General features: G+C 59.7%; 14 protein-coding genes. 12 read left to right on the top strand and 2 right to left on the bottom strand.

The features are described 5' to 3' along the window. The first annotated feature begins 144 nt into the window (after positions 1–144). The 4 genes from prpC to prpD all read left to right on the top strand — a co-directional run bounded on the left by prpC (position 145) and on the right by prpD (position 7,011). Positions 145–1,272: a bifunctional 2-methylcitrate synthase/citrate synthase gene (prpC, locus tag ABTV29_RS22730; protein ID WP_433766896.1), complete on the top strand. Its 1,128-nt coding sequence runs from the start codon at positions 145–147 to the stop codon at positions 1,270–1,272. A 203-nt stretch (positions 1,273–1,475) separates the two neighbouring features. Then, complete coding sequence (gene acnD / locus ABTV29_RS22725) at positions 1,476–4,070, top strand: Fe/S-dependent 2-methylisocitrate dehydratase AcnD (RefSeq protein WP_433766895.1); 2,595 nt, start codon at positions 1,476–1,478, stop codon at positions 4,068–4,070. A gap of 66 nt (positions 4,071–4,136) precedes the next feature. Next, a complete protein-coding gene (gene prpF / locus ABTV29_RS22720; RefSeq protein WP_433766894.1) occupies positions 4,137–5,327 on the top strand; it encodes a 2-methylaconitate cis-trans isomerase PrpF in 1,191 nt (396 codons plus the stop codon). Between the two features lie 199 nt (positions 5,328–5,526). Beyond that, complete coding sequence (gene prpD / locus ABTV29_RS22715) at positions 5,527–7,011, top strand: 2-methylcitrate dehydratase (protein ID WP_433766893.1); 1,485 nt, start codon at positions 5,527–5,529, stop codon at positions 7,009–7,011. A gap of 134 nt (positions 7,012–7,145) precedes the next feature. Here the strand turns inward: prpD and ppsR are convergent, their stop codons facing one another. Beyond that, positions 7,146–7,964, bottom strand: coding sequence for a posphoenolpyruvate synthetase regulatory kinase/phosphorylase PpsR (gene ppsR / locus ABTV29_RS22710; protein ID WP_433766892.1), 819 nt, complete (start codon positions 7,962–7,964; stop codon positions 7,146–7,148). Positions 7,965–8,138: 174 nt separating this feature from the next. On the opposite strand from ppsR, the gene ppsA reads away from it, so the two are divergent. The 8 genes from ppsA (at position 8,139) to ABTV29_RS22670 (ending at position 16,288) form a co-directional block, all read left to right on the top strand. Beyond that, positions 8,139–10,514, top strand: a complete 2,376-nt coding sequence (ppsA, locus tag ABTV29_RS22705; RefSeq protein ID WP_433766891.1) for a phosphoenolpyruvate synthase — start codon at positions 8,139–8,141, stop codon at positions 10,512–10,514. A gap of 164 nt (positions 10,515–10,678) precedes the next feature. Then, positions 10,679–11,668, top strand: coding sequence for an alpha/beta fold hydrolase (locus ABTV29_RS22700; RefSeq protein WP_433766890.1), 990 nt, complete (start codon positions 10,679–10,681; stop codon positions 11,666–11,668). Between the two features lie 140 nt (positions 11,669–11,808). Beyond that, positions 11,809–12,297, top strand: coding sequence for a ribonuclease E activity regulator RraA (gene rraA / locus ABTV29_RS22695; protein WP_433771980.1), 489 nt, complete (start codon positions 11,809–11,811; stop codon positions 12,295–12,297). A 21-nt stretch (positions 12,298–12,318) separates the two neighbouring features. Next, the gene (locus ABTV29_RS22690) at positions 12,319–13,314 is read left to right on the top strand and encodes a zinc transporter ZntB (protein WP_433766889.1); all 996 of its coding nucleotides are present in this window, start codon (positions 12,319–12,321) and stop codon (positions 13,312–13,314) included. A 63-nt stretch (positions 13,315–13,377) separates the two neighbouring features. Next, a complete protein-coding gene (locus tag ABTV29_RS22685; RefSeq protein WP_433766888.1) occupies positions 13,378–13,626 on the top strand; it encodes a CrfX protein in 249 nt (82 codons plus the stop codon). A gap of 2 nt (positions 13,627–13,628) precedes the next feature. Continuing rightward, on the top strand, positions 13,629–14,453 hold the full coding sequence (locus ABTV29_RS22680) for a mechanosensitive ion channel family protein (RefSeq protein ID WP_007916401.1): 825 nt from the start codon (positions 13,629–13,631) through the stop codon (positions 14,451–14,453). A gap of 90 nt (positions 14,454–14,543) precedes the next feature. After that, positions 14,544–15,134 (top strand): RNA polymerase sigma factor SigX, encoded by a 591-nt coding sequence (sigX, locus tag ABTV29_RS22675; protein WP_110967126.1) that lies wholly within the window; start codon positions 14,544–14,546, stop codon positions 15,132–15,134. Positions 15,135–15,241: 107 nt separating this feature from the next. After that, entirely contained in the window at positions 15,242–16,288 is a 1,047-nt protein-coding gene (locus ABTV29_RS22670; RefSeq protein ID WP_433766887.1) for an OmpA family protein, read from the top strand. 97 nt (positions 16,289–16,385) lie between these two features. Here the strand turns inward: ABTV29_RS22670 and cobA are convergent, their stop codons facing one another. Then, on the bottom strand, positions 16,386–17,150 hold the full coding sequence (gene cobA / locus ABTV29_RS22665; protein ID WP_433766886.1) for a uroporphyrinogen-III C-methyltransferase: 765 nt from the start codon (positions 17,148–17,150) through the stop codon (positions 16,386–16,388). Between the last annotated feature and the right edge of the window lie 5 nt (positions 17,151–17,155).

Below are 17,155 nucleotides of genomic sequence, written 5' to 3'. Positions count from 1 at the left end.
ATGCTCGCGATGGACTTCAACGATGACGCGGGGAGCCTGATGCCTCGCGGTGAAGCGTCCACCATCGCGAGCAAGCTCGCTCCTACAGGAGACAGATAGACAGGCAAAAAATCTCTGACAAATTCAAGAAGACTGGAGACAGCAATGGCCGAAGCAAAAGTACTCAGTGGCGCCGGGCTCCGTGGCCAGGTTGCCGGACAAACCGCACTGTCCACCGTGGGCCAGGCGGGTGCAGGCCTGACCTATCGCGGCTACGACGTTCGCGAACTGGCGGCTGATGCACAATTTGAAGAAGTCGCTTACCTGCTGCTGTACGGCGAACTGCCGAGCAAGGCGCAACTGGCAGCTTACGTCGCCAAACTGAGCAAGCTGCGCGACCTGCCGCAAGCGCTGAAAGAAGTGCTGGAACGCATCCCTGCCGATGCCCATCCGATGGATGTGATGCGCACTGGTTGCTCGTTCCTGGGTAACCTGGAGCCGGAGCACAATTTCTCCGAGCAACACGACAAGACCGACCGTCTGCTGGCCGCCTTCCCGGCGATCATGACCTACTGGTATCGCTTCAGCCACGAAGGCAAGCGCATCGATTGCGTGAGCGACGAGCAGTCCATCGGTGGCCACTTCCTGCACCTGCTGCACGGCAAGAAGCCGAGCGAGCTGCACGTCAAGGTGATGAACGTTTCGCTGATCCTCTACGCGGAGCACGAATTCAACGCATCGACCTTCACCGCCCGTGTTTGCGCCTCGACCCTGTCCGACCTGTTCTCCTGCGTCACCGCGGCCATCGGCTCGCTGCGCGGTCCGCTGCACGGTGGCGCCAACGAAGCGGCGATGGAAATGATCGAGCGCTTCTCGTCGCCGGAAGAGGCGATCAAGGGCACCCTCGGCATGCTCGAGCGCAAGGACAAGATCATGGGCTTTGGCCACGCGATCTATAAGGACAGCGATCCACGTAACGAAGTGATCAAGGGCTGGTCGAAAAAACTCGCCGACGAAGTGGGCGACAAGGTGCTGTTCCCGGTCTCCGAAGCCATCGACAAGACCATGTGGGAGCAGAAGAAACTGTTCCCGAACGCGGACTTCTACCATGCCTCGGCGTACCACTTCATGGGTATCCCGACCAAGTTGTTCACACCGATTTTCGTCTGCTCGCGCCTGACCGGCTGGGCGGCGCACGTGTTCGAACAACGCGCCAACAACCGCATCATCCGCCCGAGCGCCGAGTACACCGGCGTCGAACAGCGCAAGTTCGTGCCAATCGAACAACGCTGAATGGTGGAGGCCGGAACCGGGATCTGAACCCAACACAGATCCCTGTAGGAGCGAGCCTGCTCGCGATGACGGACTGACATTCAAAATGGATGTCGACTGATTTACCGCTATCGCGAGCAGGCTCACTCCTACAGTGGATTGTGTTGAATTCAAGTCTGGCACCAGGCCCCACCCTTTGTAATTACCGTGACCGAGTCCTGACGATGAACACAGAATTCCGCAAAACGCTGCCCGGCAGCCATCTGGATTATTACGACGTGCGCGCGGCGGTCGAGGCCATCCAGCCCGGCGCCTACGACACCCTGCCGTACACCTCCCGCGTGCTGGCGGAAAACCTTGTGCGTCGCTGCGACCCGGCCACGCTCACCGAATCCCTGAAGCAATTCATCGAGCGCAAGCGCGACCTCGACTTCCCATGGTTCCCGGCTCGCGTGGTGTGCCACGACATTCTCGGCCAGACCGCGCTGGTGGACCTCGCCGGCCTGCGTGACGCCATCGCCCAGCAAGGCGGTGACCCGGCGCAAGTCAACCCGGTGGTGCCGACCCAACTGATCGTCGACCACTCCCTGGCCGTCGAGCGCGGCGGCTTCGATCCGGAGGCGTTCGAGAAGAACCGCGCCATCGAAGATCGTCGCAACGAAGACCGTTTCCACTTCATCAACTGGACCAAGAAGGCGTTCAAGAACGTCGACGTGATCCCGCCGGGCAACGGCATCATGCACCAGATCAACCTGGAGAAAATGTCTCCGGTGATCCAGGTGCGTGACGGCGTGGCCTTCCCTGATACCTGCGTCGGCACCGACAGCCATACCCCGCACGTCGATGCGCTGGGTGTGATCGCCATCGGTGTCGGTGGCCTGGAAGCCGAGAGCGTGATGCTCGGTCGCGCATCGTGGATGCGTCTGCCGGAAAGCGTCGGCGTCGAACTGACCGGCAAGCTGCAACCGGGCATCACCGCCACCGACATGGTGCTGGCGCTGACCGAGTTCCTGCGCAAGCAGAAGGTTGTGGGCGCGTGGCTGGAGTTCTTCGGCGAAGGCGCGTCGGCGCTGACCCTGGGCGACCGTGCAACCATTTCCAACATGGCGCCTGAGTACGGCGCTACCGCTGCAATGTTCTACATCGACCAGCAGACCATCGACTACCTCAAGCTCACCGGCCGTGAAGACGAGCAGGTGCAGTTGGTCGAGAACTACGCCAGGCAGATCGGCCTGTGGGCGGACAGCCTCAAGGGCGCGCAATACGAGCGCGGCCTGACTTTCGACCTGTCCTCGGTGGTTCGCAACATGGCCGGTCCGAGCAACCCGCACGCCCGTGTCGCGGTGTCGGATCTGGCTGCCAAAGGCATCTCCGGCCAGTGGGAAGATGTACCCGGCCAAATGCCGGACGGCGCGGTGATCATCGCCGCCATCACCAGCTGCACCAACACCAGCAACCCGCGCAACGTGATCGCCGCCGGCCTGCTGGCGCGCAATGCCAACAAGCTGGGCCTGACCCGCAAGCCCTGGGTCAAATCGTCCCTGGCGCCGGGCTCGAAAACCGTGGCGCTGTACCTCGACGAAGCCGGCCTGACCGATGAACTGGAGCAACTCGGTTTCGGCGTCGTCGCGTTCGCCTGCACCACCTGCAACGGCATGTCCGGTGCACTGGACCCGGTGATCCAGCAGGAAATCATCGACCGCGATCTGTACGCCACCGCTGTACTGTCGGGCAACCGTAACTTCGACGGGCGGATTCACCCGTACGCCAAGCAGGCATTCCTGGCTTCGCCGCCGCTGGTGGTCGCTTACGCCATCGCCGGCACCATCCGCTTCGACATCGAAAAAGATGTGTTGGGCGTGGTCGATGGCAAGGAAATCCGCCTGAAGGACATCTGGCCGAGCGACGAAGAAATCGACGCGGTGGTGAAGGCTTCGGTGAAGCCGGAGCAGTTCCGTCAGGTCTACATCCCGATGTTCGCCATCCACGAAGACAACGGCCCGAAAGTCGCGCCGCTGTACGACTGGCGCGAGATGAGCACCTACATCCGCCGTCCGCCGTACTGGGAAGGCGCATTGGCCGGCGCCCGTCCGCTCAAGGGCATGCGCCCGCTGGCGGTACTGCCGGACAACATCACCACCGACCACCTGTCGCCATCCAACGCCATCATGCTGGACAGCGCCGCGGGCGAATACCTGGCGAAAATGGGCCTGCCGGAAGAGGACTTCAACTCTTACGCGACTCACCGTGGCGATCACCTGACCGCACAGCGCGCGACCTTCGCCAACCCGAAACTGTTCAACGAAATGGTCCAGGAAAACGGCAAGGTCAAGCAGGGCTCCCTGGCCCGCGTCGAGCCGGAAGGCAAAGTGATGCGCATGTGGGAAGCCATCGAGACCTACATGGATCGCAAGCAGTCGCTGATCATCATCGCCGGCGCCGACTACGGTCAGGGCTCGTCCCGCGACTGGGCAGCCAAGGGCGTGCGTCTGGCGGGTGTGGAGGCGATTGCCGCCGAAGGTTTCGAACGCATCCACCGCACCAACCTGGTGGGCATGGGCGTGTTGCCGCTGGAGTTCAAGCCGGGCACCGACCGTCACACCCTGGCCATCGACGGCACCGAAATCTATGACGTGGTCGGTGAGCGCACACCACGCGCCGATCTGACGCTGGTGATCCATCGCAAGAACGGCGAGCGCGTCGAGGTGCCGGTGACTTGCCGTCTCGACACCGCCGAAGAAGTGTCGATCTACGAGGCCGGCGGCGTGTTGCAACGCTTCGCCCAGGACTTCCTCGAAGAATCAGCGGTAGCCGTCTAACACAGGCTGTACGGACACGGGGCTTTTGAGTCCCGTGTCTGTTTTTGGTAAGGAGTAACGAGCATCATGGCTCATGCACCACAGATCAAGATTCCCGCCACCTACATGCGCGGCGGCACCAGCAAAGGCGTGTTCTTCAGCCTGAAGGATTTGCCCGAAGCGGCACAGGTTCCGGGCCCGGCCCGCGATGCCCTGTTGTTGCGCGTGATTGGCAGCCCCGACCCGTACGACAAACAGATCGACGGCATGGGCGGCGCCACCTCCAGCACCAGCAAAACCGTGATCCTGTCGAAAAGCATCAAGCCCGATCACGACGTCGACTACCTGTTCGGCCAGGTCGCCATCGACAAGCCGTTCGTTGACTGGAGCGGTAACTGCGGCAACCTCTCGGCGGCGGTCGGTTCGTTCGCCGTCAGCAATGGCCTGGTGGACGCCAGCCGCATCCCGCACAACGGCGTGGCAGTGGTTCGCGTATGGCAGGCCAACATCGGCAAGACCATCATCGCCCACGTGCCGATCACCAACGGTGAAGTGCAGGAAACCGGCGATTTCGAACTCGATGGCGTGACCTTCCCGGCGGCCGAAGTGCAGCTCGAATTCCTCGACCCGGCAGCGGAAGAAGAGGGCGCGGGCGGTTCGATGTTCCCTACCGGCAACCTGGTCGACGACCTGGAAGTACCCGGTGTCGGCACCTTCAAGGCGACCATGATCAACGCCGGCATCCCGACGATTTTCGTCAATGCCGAAGACATCGGTTACAAGGGCACCGAGTTGCAGGGCGCGATCAACGGCGACCCGAAAGCGTTGCTGATGTTCGAAACCATCCGTGCCTATGGCGCGTTGCGCATGGGCCTGATTTCCAACATCGACGAAGCGGCCAAGCGGCAGCACACGCCGAAGGTGGCGTTCGTCGCCAAGCCTGCGGACTACGTCGCTTCGAGCGGCAAGGCGATTGCGGCGGCAGATGTCGACCTGCTGGTACGTGCGTTGTCCATGGGCAAGCTGCACCACGCGATGATGGGCACTGCGGCGGTGGCCATTGGCACGGCGGCGGCGATTTCCGGCACCTTGGTGAACCTCGCTGCTGGCGGTGTCGAGCGCAACGCGGTGCGCTTCGGGCATCCGTCGGGCACCTTGCGCGTGGGGGCCGAGGCCAGCCAGGTCAACGGCGAATGGACGGTGAACAAGGCCATCATGAGCCGCAGTGCGCGGGTATTGATGGAAGGTTTTGTTCGTGTGCCGGGTGATTCTTTCTAATTCTCGCACCGACCCCTGTAGGAGCGAGCCTGCTCGCGATGACGGACTGACAGTCAGCATTGATGTCGACTGATACACCGCCATCGCGAGCAAGCTCGCTCCCACAGTGACCTGCATTTCAATCACAAGAATTTGTCATCGACCGGGATTGCCCTGAACCGAGGTCCCATCAACGAACCACTTCACGAGTGAATCGAACATGAGCGCCAACGTTGACCTGAACAATCGCCCGGACTATGACCAGGTCCTGCAGGACATTGCCGATTACGTCCTGAACTACCAGATCGAATCCCCGGAAGCCCTCGATACCGCCCGCAACTGCCTGATGGATACCCTGGGCTGTGGCCTGCTGGCGCTGCGCTTTCCCGAGTGCACCAAGCATCTCGGGCCGGTCGTCGAAGGCACGGTGGTGCCGTTTGGCGCGCGGGTGCCCGGCACTTCCTATCGGCTGGATCCGGTCAAGGCAGCGTGGGACATCGGTTGCATCGTGCGCTGGCTCGATTACAACGACACCTGGCTGGCCGCGGAGTGGGGGCATCCGTCGGACAATCTCGGTGGCATCCTTGCAGTGGCTGACCATTTATCACAAAAGCGCCTGGCCAATGGCGACGCACCCCTGACCGTTCGTGCGGTGCTCGACGCGATGATCATGGCCCACGAAATCCAGGGTGTGATCGCCCTGGAAAACTCGTTCAACCGGGTCGGCCTCGACCACGTGATCCTGGTGAAAGTCGCCTCGACCGCGGTCACCGCCAAACTGATGGGGGCCAATCGCGAGCAGCTGTTGTCGGCGTTGTCCCATGCCTTCGCCGACGGCCAGGCATTGCGTACTTACCGTCATGCGCCGAATGCCGGATCGAGAAAGTCCTGGGCGGCGGGGGACGCCTCCAGTCGGGGCGTGCGCTTGGCAGACATCGCCATGCGCGGCGAAATGGGCATCCCCGGTGTGCTGAGCGCGAGACAGTGGGGCTTTTACGATGTGTTGTTCAGTCACACCAACAACGATCTGGCGCTCAAGCCCGAAGACAAGCGCGCCTTCAGCTTCTCGCGCCCCTACGGCAGTTATGTGATGGAAAACGTGCTGTTCAAGATCAGTTTTCCGGCGGAATTCCATGCGCAAACCGCCTGCGAGGCTGCAGTGACCCTGCACCCGCTGGTGCGCAATCGCCTGCATGAAATTGACCGAATCGTCATCACCACACACGAATCGGCGATCCGCATCATTTCCAAGGTCGGTCCGCTGGCCAATGCCGCCGACCGTGATCACTGCATTCAGTACATGACCGCCGTGCCGCTGGCCTACGGCAATCTGGTGGCCGAACACTACGAGGATGATTTCCACCGCTCGCACCCGATCATCGATGTGTTGCGCGACAAAATGGTCATCGTCGAAGACCCGCGTTTCACCCGCGAATACCTGGAGCCCGACAAGCGCTCCATCGCCAATGCGGTGCAGGTGTTTTTCAAGGACGGTTCCAGCACGGAAAACGTGGTGGTGGAGTACCCGATCGGCCATCGCCGGCGGCGTGCGGAGGGTATTGCGCTGCTGGAGGACAAGTTCAGGGCGAACCTGGCGACCCGGTTTACCGGACAGAGAAGCGAGGAAATATTTGCGTTGTGCAAGGACCAGGCGCGGCTTGAGGCGACGCCGGTGAACAGGTTTATGGATTTGTTTGTTATCTGAAGGACAGCGTTATCGTTCAATCGCGAGCAGGCTCGCTCCCACAGGGTTTTGTTGTGAATGCGAAGTTTGCGAACACCAGCGAAACCTGTGGGAGCGGGCTTGCCCGCGATAGCGATTGAACAGGTGAAAAAGAACTACTTGAACCGCCGCTCCACACCTTTCTCCACAAGAATCTTCGCGGAGATCTCTTCCACCGAGAAATGCGTGGAGTTGATGTTGGGAATGTTCTCGCGACGAAACAGGTTTTCCACTTCGCGCACTTCGAACTCGCACTGGGCGTAGCTCGAATAGCGGCTGTTGGGCTTGCGCTCGTTGCGGATGGCCGTGAGGCGGTCCGGGTCGATGGTCAGGCCGAAGAGCTTGTGCTGGTGGGCGCGCAGGGCGCTTGGCAGGGTCAGGCGTTCCATGTCGTCTTCGGTCAGCGGGTAGTTGGCCGCGCGGATGCCGAATTGCATGGCCATGTACAGACAGGTAGGTGTCTTGCCGCAGCGCGACACGCCCACCAGGATCAGGTCGGCCTTGTCGTAATAGTGCGTGCGGGCGCCGTCATCGTTGTCGAGGGCGAAGTTCACCGCCTCGATACGCTCCATGTAATTGGAATTGGAGCCGATGGAGTGGGATTTGCCGACGGAATAGGAAGAATGCTCGGTCAATTCCTGTTCCAGGGGCGCCAGGAAGGTCGAGAAAATGTCGATCATGAAACCATTGGAAGTCGCGAGGATCTCACGAATGTCCTGATTGACGATGGTGTCGAAGATAATCGGACGAAAGCCGTCGGTTTCGGCGGCTTTGTTGATTTGTTGTACCATGGCCCGCGCTTTATCCACGCTGTCGATGTACGGCCGTGTGAATTTGGCGAAGGTAATGTTTTCGAACTGCGCCAGAAGGCTTTGACCCAGGGTTTCGGCAGTAATGCCGGTGCCATCGGAGATAAAGAAAGCAGATCGTTTCATTTGCACCTTGGGCCTTAAGCTAGTGACGAATCTTGGATATGATAGGCGCGATTTGCCGGCCGCCAACGGCCCGCATTCTCACTTATTTTCCAGGTCCAGGCCATATAGCCGGCAAACGCTCCTTTAAGCAGCCGGCTTCTGAGCTTTTCCAACACAGTTAGTGGAGAGATCACCTTGGTAGAGTACGTAGTTTCCCTCGATAAGCTCGGCAAACATGATGTTGAGCATGTGGGGGGCAAGAACGCATCCCTGGGCGAGATGATCAGCAACCTTGCAGGTGCCGGTGTATCGGTGCCCGGCGGCTTCGCCACAACCGCTCAGGCTTATCGTGACTTCCTGGAACTGAGCGGCCTGAACCAGCAGATTCACGACGCCCTGGATGCCCTGGACGTCGATGACGTGAATGCCCTGGCCAAGACCGGCGCCCAGATCCGTCAATGGATCATGGAAGCCGAGTTCCCTGAAAAACTGAACGCCGAAATCCGCGCCGCCTTCGCCACAATGTCCGCCGGCAATCCCGACGTGGCCGTGGCCGTACGTTCTTCGGCTACCGCCGAAGACCTGCCGGACGCTTCCTTCGCCGGTCAGCAGGAAACCTTCCTGAACATCCGTGGTGTCGAAAACGTCATTCGCGCCGCCAAAGAGGTGTTCGCCTCCCTTTTCAACGATCGCGCGATTTCCTACCGCGTGCATCAGGGCTTCGACCACAAGTTGGTTGCCCTGTCGGCCGGCGTACAACGCATGGTCCGCTCCGAAACCGGCACCGCCGGCGTGATGTTCACCCTCGATACCGAATCGGGCTTCCGTGACGTGGTGTTCATCACCGGCGCCTACGGCCTGGGTGAAACCGTCGTACAAGGCGCGGTGAACCCGGATGAATTCTATGTCCACAAAGGCACCCTGGCCGCCGGTCGTCCGGCGATCCTGCGCCGCAACCTGGGCAGCAAGGCCATCAAGATGATCTACGGCGACGAGGCCAAGGCCGGTCGTTCGGTCAAGACCGTTGATGTCGACAAGGCCGATCGCGCGCGTTTCTGCCTGACCGACGCCGAAGTCAGCGAACTGGCCAAGCAGGCGATGATCATCGAGAAGCACTATCAGTGCCCGATGGACATCGAATGGGCCAAGGACGGTGACGACGGCAAGCTGTACATCGTGCAGGCCCGTCCGGAAACCGTGAAGAGCCGCACCCAGGCCAACGTCATGGAACGTTACCTGCTGAAGGAAACGGGCACCGTGCTGGTGGAAGGTCGCGCCATCGGCCAGCGCATCGGCGCCGGCAAGGTCCGCATCATCAAGGACGTGTCCGAGATGGACAAGGTCCAGGTCGGCGACGTACTGGTCTCCGACATGACCGACCCGGACTGGGAACCGGTCATGAAGCGCGCCAGCGCCATCGTCACCAACCGTGGTGGCCGTACTTGCCACGCGGCGATCATCGCCCGTGAACTGGGTATTCCGGCCGTGGTCGGTTGCGGCAACGCCACCGAACTGCTGAAGGAAGGCCAGGGCGTGACCGTTTCCTGCGCCGAAGGCGACACCGGTTACATCTTCGAAGGCGAACTGGGCTTCGACATCAAGAAGAACTCCGTCGACGCCATGCCGGACCTGCCGTTCAAGATCATGATGAACGTCGGCAACCCGGACCGTGCCTTTGACTTCGCACAGCTGCCGAACGCCGGTGTGGGCCTGGCCCGCCTGGAGTTCATCATCAACCGCATGATCGGCGTGCACCCCAAGGCACTGCTGAACTACGATGGTCTGCCGCTGGACATCAAGGAAAGCGTCGACAAGCGTATCGCCGGCTACAACGATCCGGTCGGCTTCTACGTCGAAAAACTGGTCGAAGGCATCAGCACCCTGGCTGCGGCGTTCTATCCGAAGAAGGTCATCGTGCGTCTGTCGGACTTCAAGTCCAACGAATATGCGAACCTGATCGGCGGCAAGCTCTACGAGCCGGAAGAAGAAAACCCGATGCTGGGCTTCCGCGGCGCTTCGCGTTACATCAGCGAATCGTTCCGTGACTGCTTCGAACTCGAATGCCGCGCCCTCAAGCGCGTGCGTAACGAGATGGGCCTGACCAACGTTGAAATCATGGTGCCGTTCGTCCGTACCCTGGGCGAAGCGAGCCAGGTGGTCGACCTGCTGGCCAAGAACGGCCTGGCCCGCGGTGAAAACGGCCTGCGCGTCATCATGATGTGCGAACTGCCGTCCAACGCGATCCTGGCGGATGAATTCCTCGAGTACTTCGACGGTTTCTCCATCGGTTCCAACGACCTGACCCAGCTGACCCTGGGCCTGGACCGTGACTCCGGCATCATCGCGCACCTGTTCGACGAGCGTAATCCTGCGGTCAAGAAGCTGCTGGCCAACGCGATTGCCGCGTGCAACAAGGCTGGCAAGTACATCGGCATTTGCGGTCAGGGCCCTTCGGACCACCCGGACCTGGCCAAGTGGCTGATGGAGCAAGGCATCGAAAGCGTGTCGCTGAACCCTGACTCCGTACTGGAGACCTGGTTCTTCCTGGCTGAGGGTCAGGCTTCGGCTTGATGGTGTTGTTGTAGGAGCGAGCTTGCTCGCGATGGTCGCTAACGATGACGCGTTTGTCCTGGATAAACGCGGTGTTCTGAAGTTCATCGCGAGCAAGCTCGCTCCTACAGTTGATTACGTAGGGCGGGCTCCTCCGGAAGCCGCCCTTTTTTGTGCAAGAGATTATGCAAAGCAGCAGCAACCTATTTCCTGTCGCCCTGATCAGCGCCGAGCGGCGCGGTGATCTGAGCGAAGATGTCTATCGTTTGAAGCCCGCGAACAGCCCTGACGCTACCGTCGAAATCGCGGTGACGCGCCTGGGCATGGCCGATGAGCCAGCGGTGCGCGGCGTGCCGGTCATCCTGCTGCACGGCAGCTTTTCCAATCGACGCTTCTGGTTTTCCCCCAAGGGCGTGGGTCTGGGCGCTTACTTGACGCGCCTGGGGTTCGACGTGTGGATTCCGGAAATGCGCGGCCATGGCTTGTCCCAGCGCAACCAGGACTACCGCAAGAACCGCGTCGCTGACTACGCGCGCTACGATCTGCCGGCCATTGGTGCATTCGTGCGTGAACAAAGCGGCCAGATCCCGCACTGGATCGGCCACTCGCTGGGTGGCATTACCCTGGCGGCGGCGCTGGGTGGGCAGTACATCGGTGAACCCGTGGTCGCGTCCGCGGCGTTTTTCGGCACCCAGGTCAGCCGTACCTACTGGCCGTTGAAGATCCCGCCGGTGGAGTGGAGCGGGCGCTTCATTCTCAAGCGTTTCGCCCAGTTGTCCGGCTCACGACTCAAGCGCGGGCCGGAAGACGAGCCCATTGGCCTGGCTCTGGAGAGCATGCGCTGGTATGGCCTGTTCGGGCGCTTTGGCGATGCTGACAAGGACTGGTGGGCGGGCCTGGCCGAGGTCAATGTACCGGTGCTGGCGGTGAGCGCTGCGGGGGATCATCAGGATCCGGCCTGGGCTTGCCGCAAGCTGTTCGATCAGTTGGGCTGTGAGCAAAAGCAATTCATCAATCTGGGACGTGAGCAGGGTTTTGCCGACAATTTCGGTCACGTGGAGATGCTGGTCAGCAAGGCGGCTCAGGCCGAGGTCTGGCCGCTGGTGGCCCGCTGGTTGGCGGATCAGCACGCGCCGTTGCCGGGTGCGCAGGCGGATGTGGCCGCGGCAATCTAAGCTGGACGCTCTATCAGGGGCATTTCGCTCTTGTCGGCTTGCGGATAAGATATGACGGATTGAGCTGTTCTGGTCATTTTCGATGATTGAATCATCAATGATGTTCGTGCTGTCTTCCTCTTTACAGGAGTTTCTCGATGATCCACTACCTCACGCCTGACCTGTGCGACGCCTACCCGGAGCTGGTGCAGGTACTGGAACCGATGTTCAGCAATTTCGGTGGCCGTGATTCCTTCGGCGGCGAAATCGTGACCATCAAATGCTTCGAAGACAACTCGCTGGTCAAGGAACAGGTCGAACTCAAGGGCAACGGCAAGGTGCTGGTGGTCGATGGCGGTGGCTCCCTGCGTCGCGCACTGCTGGGCGACATGCTGGCCGAGAAGGCCGCGAAGAATGGCTGGGAAGGGCTGGTGATCTACGGTTGCATCCGTGACGTCGACGTCATCGCGCAAACCGACCTGGGCGTTCAGGCGCTGGCCAGTCACCCGATGAAAACCGACAAGCGCGGTATCGGCGACCTGAACGTTGCCGTCACTTTTGCCGGCGTGACTTTCCATCCAGGCCACTACATTTATGCGGACAACAACGGCGTGATCATCTCGCCAAGCCCGCTTGCAATGCCCGAGTAAGATTTGACCGAAGGAATGCGGATGTTCGAGGAAGAAAACGCGCAGTGGGGGTTGGTCCACGCCCTGGTGCTGGACGGTAAAGGCGGTGCGCGTTCGATAGCCCGGACAGAACTCGATGACTTGCAGCTGCAGGCCCATGAAAGCCTGTGGTTGCACTGGGATCGCAGTCATCCGCAGACCCAGACCTGGTTGCGCAAATCCAGTGGCCTGAGCGAATTCAGCTGCGATCTGTTGCTGGAAGAAAACACCCGTCCGCGTCTATTACAGCTTTCCGACAGCGAACTGCTGCTATTTTTGCGCGGGGTGAACCTCAACCCGGGGGCCGAGCCGGAAGACATGGTATCGGTGCGGATCTTCGGTTCCGCCCAGCGGGTGATTTCCCTGCGTTTGCGTCCATTGCGCGCCACGGAAGAACTGTTGACGCAACTGGAGGAGGGCAAGGGGCCGAAAACCGCTTCCGAACTCATCCTTTATATGGCGCAGTACCTGACCAACAAGGTGCAGGATCTGGTCAGTTGCCTCTCGGAAGTGGTCGATGAGGAAGAGGAAAAGCTGGATACCGACGAACGGTATACGCCTGAGCATGGTGAGGTTTTGCAGATCCGTCGTCGGGCTGCTGCGTTGAAGCGGTTTCTCGCTCCGCAGCGCGATATTTTCGGTCAACTGACGCGGATCAAATTGCCCTGGTTCGTCGAGGACGACGGGGATTACTGGAATGAATTGAACAACAGCCTGACCCGCTATCTCGAGGAGCTGGAATTGACCCGGGAGCGCGTGGGGCTGGTCCTGGAGGCTGAAGACCGAAGATTGAGCGTGCGCATGAACCGCACGATGTATCGCTTCGGGATCATCACCGGGGTCTTTTTGCCGATGAGTTTTTTGACCGGTCTTTTGGGGATAAACGTTGGGGGGATTCCGTTATCCGGCAGCCCTTATGGCTTCCTCGTCGCCTGCCTGCTGATGATCGCGGTGGCGCTCGGGCAGTGGTGGTTATTCCGACGTTTGCGCTGGGTTTGAATGTAAACCTTGTGACCCGACCAAATTTGACCGCGTCTTTCACAGACATCACGAGAGGTGCGTATGCACGATCCGTTTGAACAGTCTTTGCGTGACATGCTCAAGGCCACACCGTCCACCCGGGACGACGCTGCGTGCCTTGGCCGCGTACTGAAAACCGCCAACCGCCAGGTCGGCGCCGGCGATCTGTTCAGTCTGCTGGGCCGCTGGCTGCCCGCCCTGATGATCGCCCTCAATAACGGCTCGGCTCACGTTGCGCCGGTGTCCCGTCTTCGTAAACCTACCGCTCGCACTGCTGATAAGGCTGATTGAATATGGAACTTGATCTCTGGACACAGAGCCTCGTCACTGCAATGACTGCGCTATGGACCAAGGTTGCGAACTTCATTCCGAACCTCTTTGGCGCACTGGTTGTGCTGCTGCTGGGTTTTGTCGTGGCCAAGTTGCTGGACACGCTGCTTTCCAAATTGCTCGCCAAACTGGGTCTCGATCGCCTGATGGGCGGTACCGGTCTGACCAAACTGATGTCGCGCGCGGGCCTGCAGGTTCCGATTTCGACGCTCATCGGCAAGATCGTCTACTGGTTCGTTCTGCTGATTTTCCTCGTTTCTGCCGCCGAATCCCTTGGACTTGAGCGGGTTTCAGCTACGCTGGACATGCTTGCGCTGTATTTGCCGAAGGTATTCGGTGCCGCGCTGGTGCTGCTGGTGGGGGTTTTGCTGGCGCAGCTGGCCAATGGCCTGGTGCGCGGCGCTGCGGAAGGCGTAGGTCTGGACTACGCTTCCGGCTTGGGGCGAATCGCCCAGGGGCTGGTCATCATCATCAGTATCTCGGTCGCGATCAGCCAGTTGGAGGTCAAGACTGACCTGCTCAACCATGTGATCGTGATCGTTTTGATTACCGTTGGTCTGGCGGTTGCGCTGGCCATGGGGTTGGGAAGCCGGGAAATTGCCGGTCAGATTCTTGCGGGAATCTATGTGCGTGAGTTGTACCAGGTTGGGCAACAAGTGCGTGTTGGAGAGGTCGAAGGGCAGATCGAGGAGATTGGCACGGTTAAAACCACATTGCTGACGGATGAGGGTGAGCTAGTCTCTCTTTCCAATCGGATCCTCCTCGAGCAGCATGTGAGTAGCCGCTAACCCGGCAAATCCTGCTAATGTATGCCGCCGCAAAATGCCTGCTGATGCTGGCTGCGGCGGACATTGACCTGACTGTCGGCCCGACTTGTTTTGAATAAAGCCCAACCGCTATCCATGCGCTACGACCCCCGCGAGCTCTCTGATGAGGAGTTGGTCGCGCGCTCGCATACCGAGCTGTTTCACGTAACGCGCGCCTATGAAGAACTGATGCGGCGTTACCAACGAACATTATTTAATGTCTGTGCGCGATATCTCGGGAACGATCGTGATGCAGATGATGTCTGTCAGGAAGTGATGTTGAAGGTGTTGTATGGCTTGAAGAACTTCGAAGGCAAGTCGAAGTTCAAGACATGGCTATATAGCATCACGTACAACGAGTGCATCACGCAGTATCGGAAAGAACGGCGAAAGCGTCGCTTGATGGATGCATTGAGTCTTGACCCCCTCGAAGAAGCGTCGGAGGAAAAGGCGCCGAAACCCGAGGAGAAGGGCGGACTTGATCGCTGGTTGGTGTATGTGAACCCGATTGACCGTGAAATTCTGGTGCTACGATTTGTCGCAGAGCTGGAGTTTCAGGAGATCGCAGACATCATGCACATGGGCTTGAGTGCAACAAAAATGCGGTACAAACGTGCTCTAGATAAATTGCGTGAGAAATTTGCAGGCATTGCCGAAACTTAGTTCGGCGCAAAATTCTCTTACGTGTAGGCAAGTTCTGATAGAATTGCCGCCGAGTTGTCCCCCGGTTTGCGGGACTGCTTCACAATCACCAGATGGGGATTTAACGGATGAAACTGAAAAACACCTTGGGCTTGGCCATTGGTACTCTTATTGCCGCTACTTCTTTCGGCGCACTGGCACAAGGCCAAGGCGCAGTTGAAGGCGAGCTCAACTACGGGAAAAAGTACAACGACAGCGTGAAAAACGTTGAAGACGGCTACACTCCTGGCGCCTCCATCGGTTACTTCTTGACCGACGACGTATCGTTGAACGCGACCTACAACAATGATGACCACACCCGTTCGAACAACGGCACTGGTCACCAGAAGATCGAAGGCGACCAGTTCGGTCTGAACGCTCAGTACCACTTCAACAACGCTGGCGACGCTCTGCGTCCATACGTTCAAGGTGGTGTTAAGCACGGCAGCATGACCAACGTAGCCGCTGATGGCCACACCGGTCGTGACCAGTCGACTTTCCTGACTGCAGGCGGTGGCGTTAAGTACTACTTCCTCGAAAACTTCTTCGCTCGTGCTGGCGTAGAAGCCGACTACAAGCTGGACAACGGCAAGTGGGACTACATCCCTTCCGTAGGTCTGGGTGTGAACTTCGGTGGCGGCTCCAAGCCAGCTGCTGCTCCAGTTCCAGCACCTGAAGTCTGCTCCGACAGCGACAACGATGGCGTTTGCGACAACGTTGACAAGTGCCCAGACACCCCAGCCAACGTAACTGTTGACGCTGATGGCTGCCCGGCAGTTGCTGAAGTTGTTCGTGTAGAGCTGGACGTGAAATTCGACTTCGACAAGTCGGTCGTCAAGCCAAACAGCTACGGCGACATCAAGAACCTGGCTGACTTCATGAAGCAGTACCCATCCACCACCACTACTGTTGAAGGTCACACTGACAACGTCGGTCCTGACGCTTACAACCAGAAACTGTCTGAGCGTCGTGCAAACGCCGTTAAGCAAGTTCTGACCAACCAGTACGGTGTTGAATCGTCCCGCGTTCAGTCTGTTGGCTACGGCGAATCCCGCCCAGTTGCTGACAACAAAACTGAAGCTGGCCGTGCTGTTAACCGTCGCGTAGAAGCGCAGGTTGAAGCTCAAGCTAAGTAATTAGCTCGCCGCTCCGAGAAAAGCCCGGCTCAGGCCGGGCTTTTCTTTGTCTGCGATTTGGTGCGATGGCCGCAGAAGTCGCAGCCTGCGGCAGCTACTACTGAGCCACACTGGCCAATGCAGGAGCCATCAAAGGCTGCGATCTTTTGATCGTATCTGCGGCTGCGACCTCGCCGATCACCAAGATGGCCGGGCTTTTCAACTCGAAGGCGTAGGCATCTTCTTCCATCGTTGTCAGATCGCTGCGGCATTCCCGCTGATGCGGCAATGAGGCATTCTCGATCATCGCCACCGGCGTATCTGCCGCCATTCCTCCGGCCAGCAGCTGTTCACGAATTTCCCCAAGTTTGGCCACCCCCATGTAGATCACCAGAGTCGTACCACCCTGAGCCAGCGCCCGCCAATTCAGGCTGCTGCCGTCTTGGGTATGGGCGGTCACCAGGGTTACGCCGCGCGCTACGCCGCGTAGTGTCAGCGGGATGTCGCATTGCGTGGCGCCGGCAAGCCCGGCCGTGATGCCGTTGACCAGTTCCACCTCGACCCCGCGTTCACGCAGCCACTGCGCTTCTTCACCTCCACGCCCGAAAATGCAGGGATCGCCACCCTTGAGCCGCACCACACATTTGCCCTGGCGCGCGTAACGCAGCATCAGCCGATGAATGAAGGCCTGCGGCGTTGAGCGGCAGCCCCCGCGTTTGCCCACGGGAATGATCCGCGCATGGCCACAGTGTTCAAGGACGGCGTCATTCACCAGATCATCGATCAGCACGACATCCGCTTCTCTCATCGCCCGAACGGCCTTGAGCGTCAGCAATTCCGGATCACCAGGCCCTGCACCGACCAGCCAGACTTTTGCGTTCATCGTGT

The sequence above is a fragment of the Pseudomonas putida genome (assembly GCF_050989985.1).
GTDB classification, from domain to species: Bacteria; Pseudomonadota; Gammaproteobacteria; order Pseudomonadales; family Pseudomonadaceae; genus Aquipseudomonas; species Aquipseudomonas putida_AI.
The sequence above is the reverse complement of the archived record's forward strand: the minus strand, read 5'-3'. Positions and strand labels throughout refer to the sequence as shown.

Excerpts from the sequence above, each read along its gene's own strand:
- ABTV29_RS22670 (WP_433766887.1), top strand. The coding sequence starts at position 15,242 with ATGAAACTGAAAAACACCTTGGGCTTGGCCATTGGTACTCTTATTGCC.
- ppsR (WP_433766892.1), bottom strand. The coding sequence starts at position 7,964 with ATGAAACGATCTGCTTTCTTTATCTCCGATGGCACCGGCATTACTGCC.
- ABTV29_RS22690 (WP_433766889.1), top strand. The coding sequence starts at position 12,319 with ATGTTCGAGGAAGAAAACGCGCAGTGGGGGTTGGTCCACGCCCTGGTG.
- ABTV29_RS22685 (WP_433766888.1), top strand. The coding sequence starts at position 13,378 with ATGCACGATCCGTTTGAACAGTCTTTGCGTGACATGCTCAAGGCCACA.
- ABTV29_RS22700 (WP_433766890.1), top strand. The coding sequence starts at position 10,679 with ATGCAAAGCAGCAGCAACCTATTTCCTGTCGCCCTGATCAGCGCCGAG.
- prpC (WP_433766896.1), top strand. The coding sequence starts at position 145 with ATGGCCGAAGCAAAAGTACTCAGTGGCGCCGGGCTCCGTGGCCAGGTT.
- prpF (WP_433766894.1), top strand. The coding sequence starts at position 4,137 with ATGGCTCATGCACCACAGATCAAGATTCCCGCCACCTACATGCGCGGC.
- acnD (WP_433766895.1), top strand. The coding sequence starts at position 1,476 with ATGAACACAGAATTCCGCAAAACGCTGCCCGGCAGCCATCTGGATTAT.
- cobA (WP_433766886.1), bottom strand. The coding sequence starts at position 17,150 with ATGAACGCAAAAGTCTGGCTGGTCGGTGCAGGGCCTGGTGATCCGGAA.
- ABTV29_RS22680 (WP_007916401.1), top strand. The coding sequence starts at position 13,629 with ATGGAACTTGATCTCTGGACACAGAGCCTCGTCACTGCAATGACTGCG.
- prpD (WP_433766893.1), top strand. The coding sequence starts at position 5,527 with ATGAGCGCCAACGTTGACCTGAACAATCGCCCGGACTATGACCAGGTC.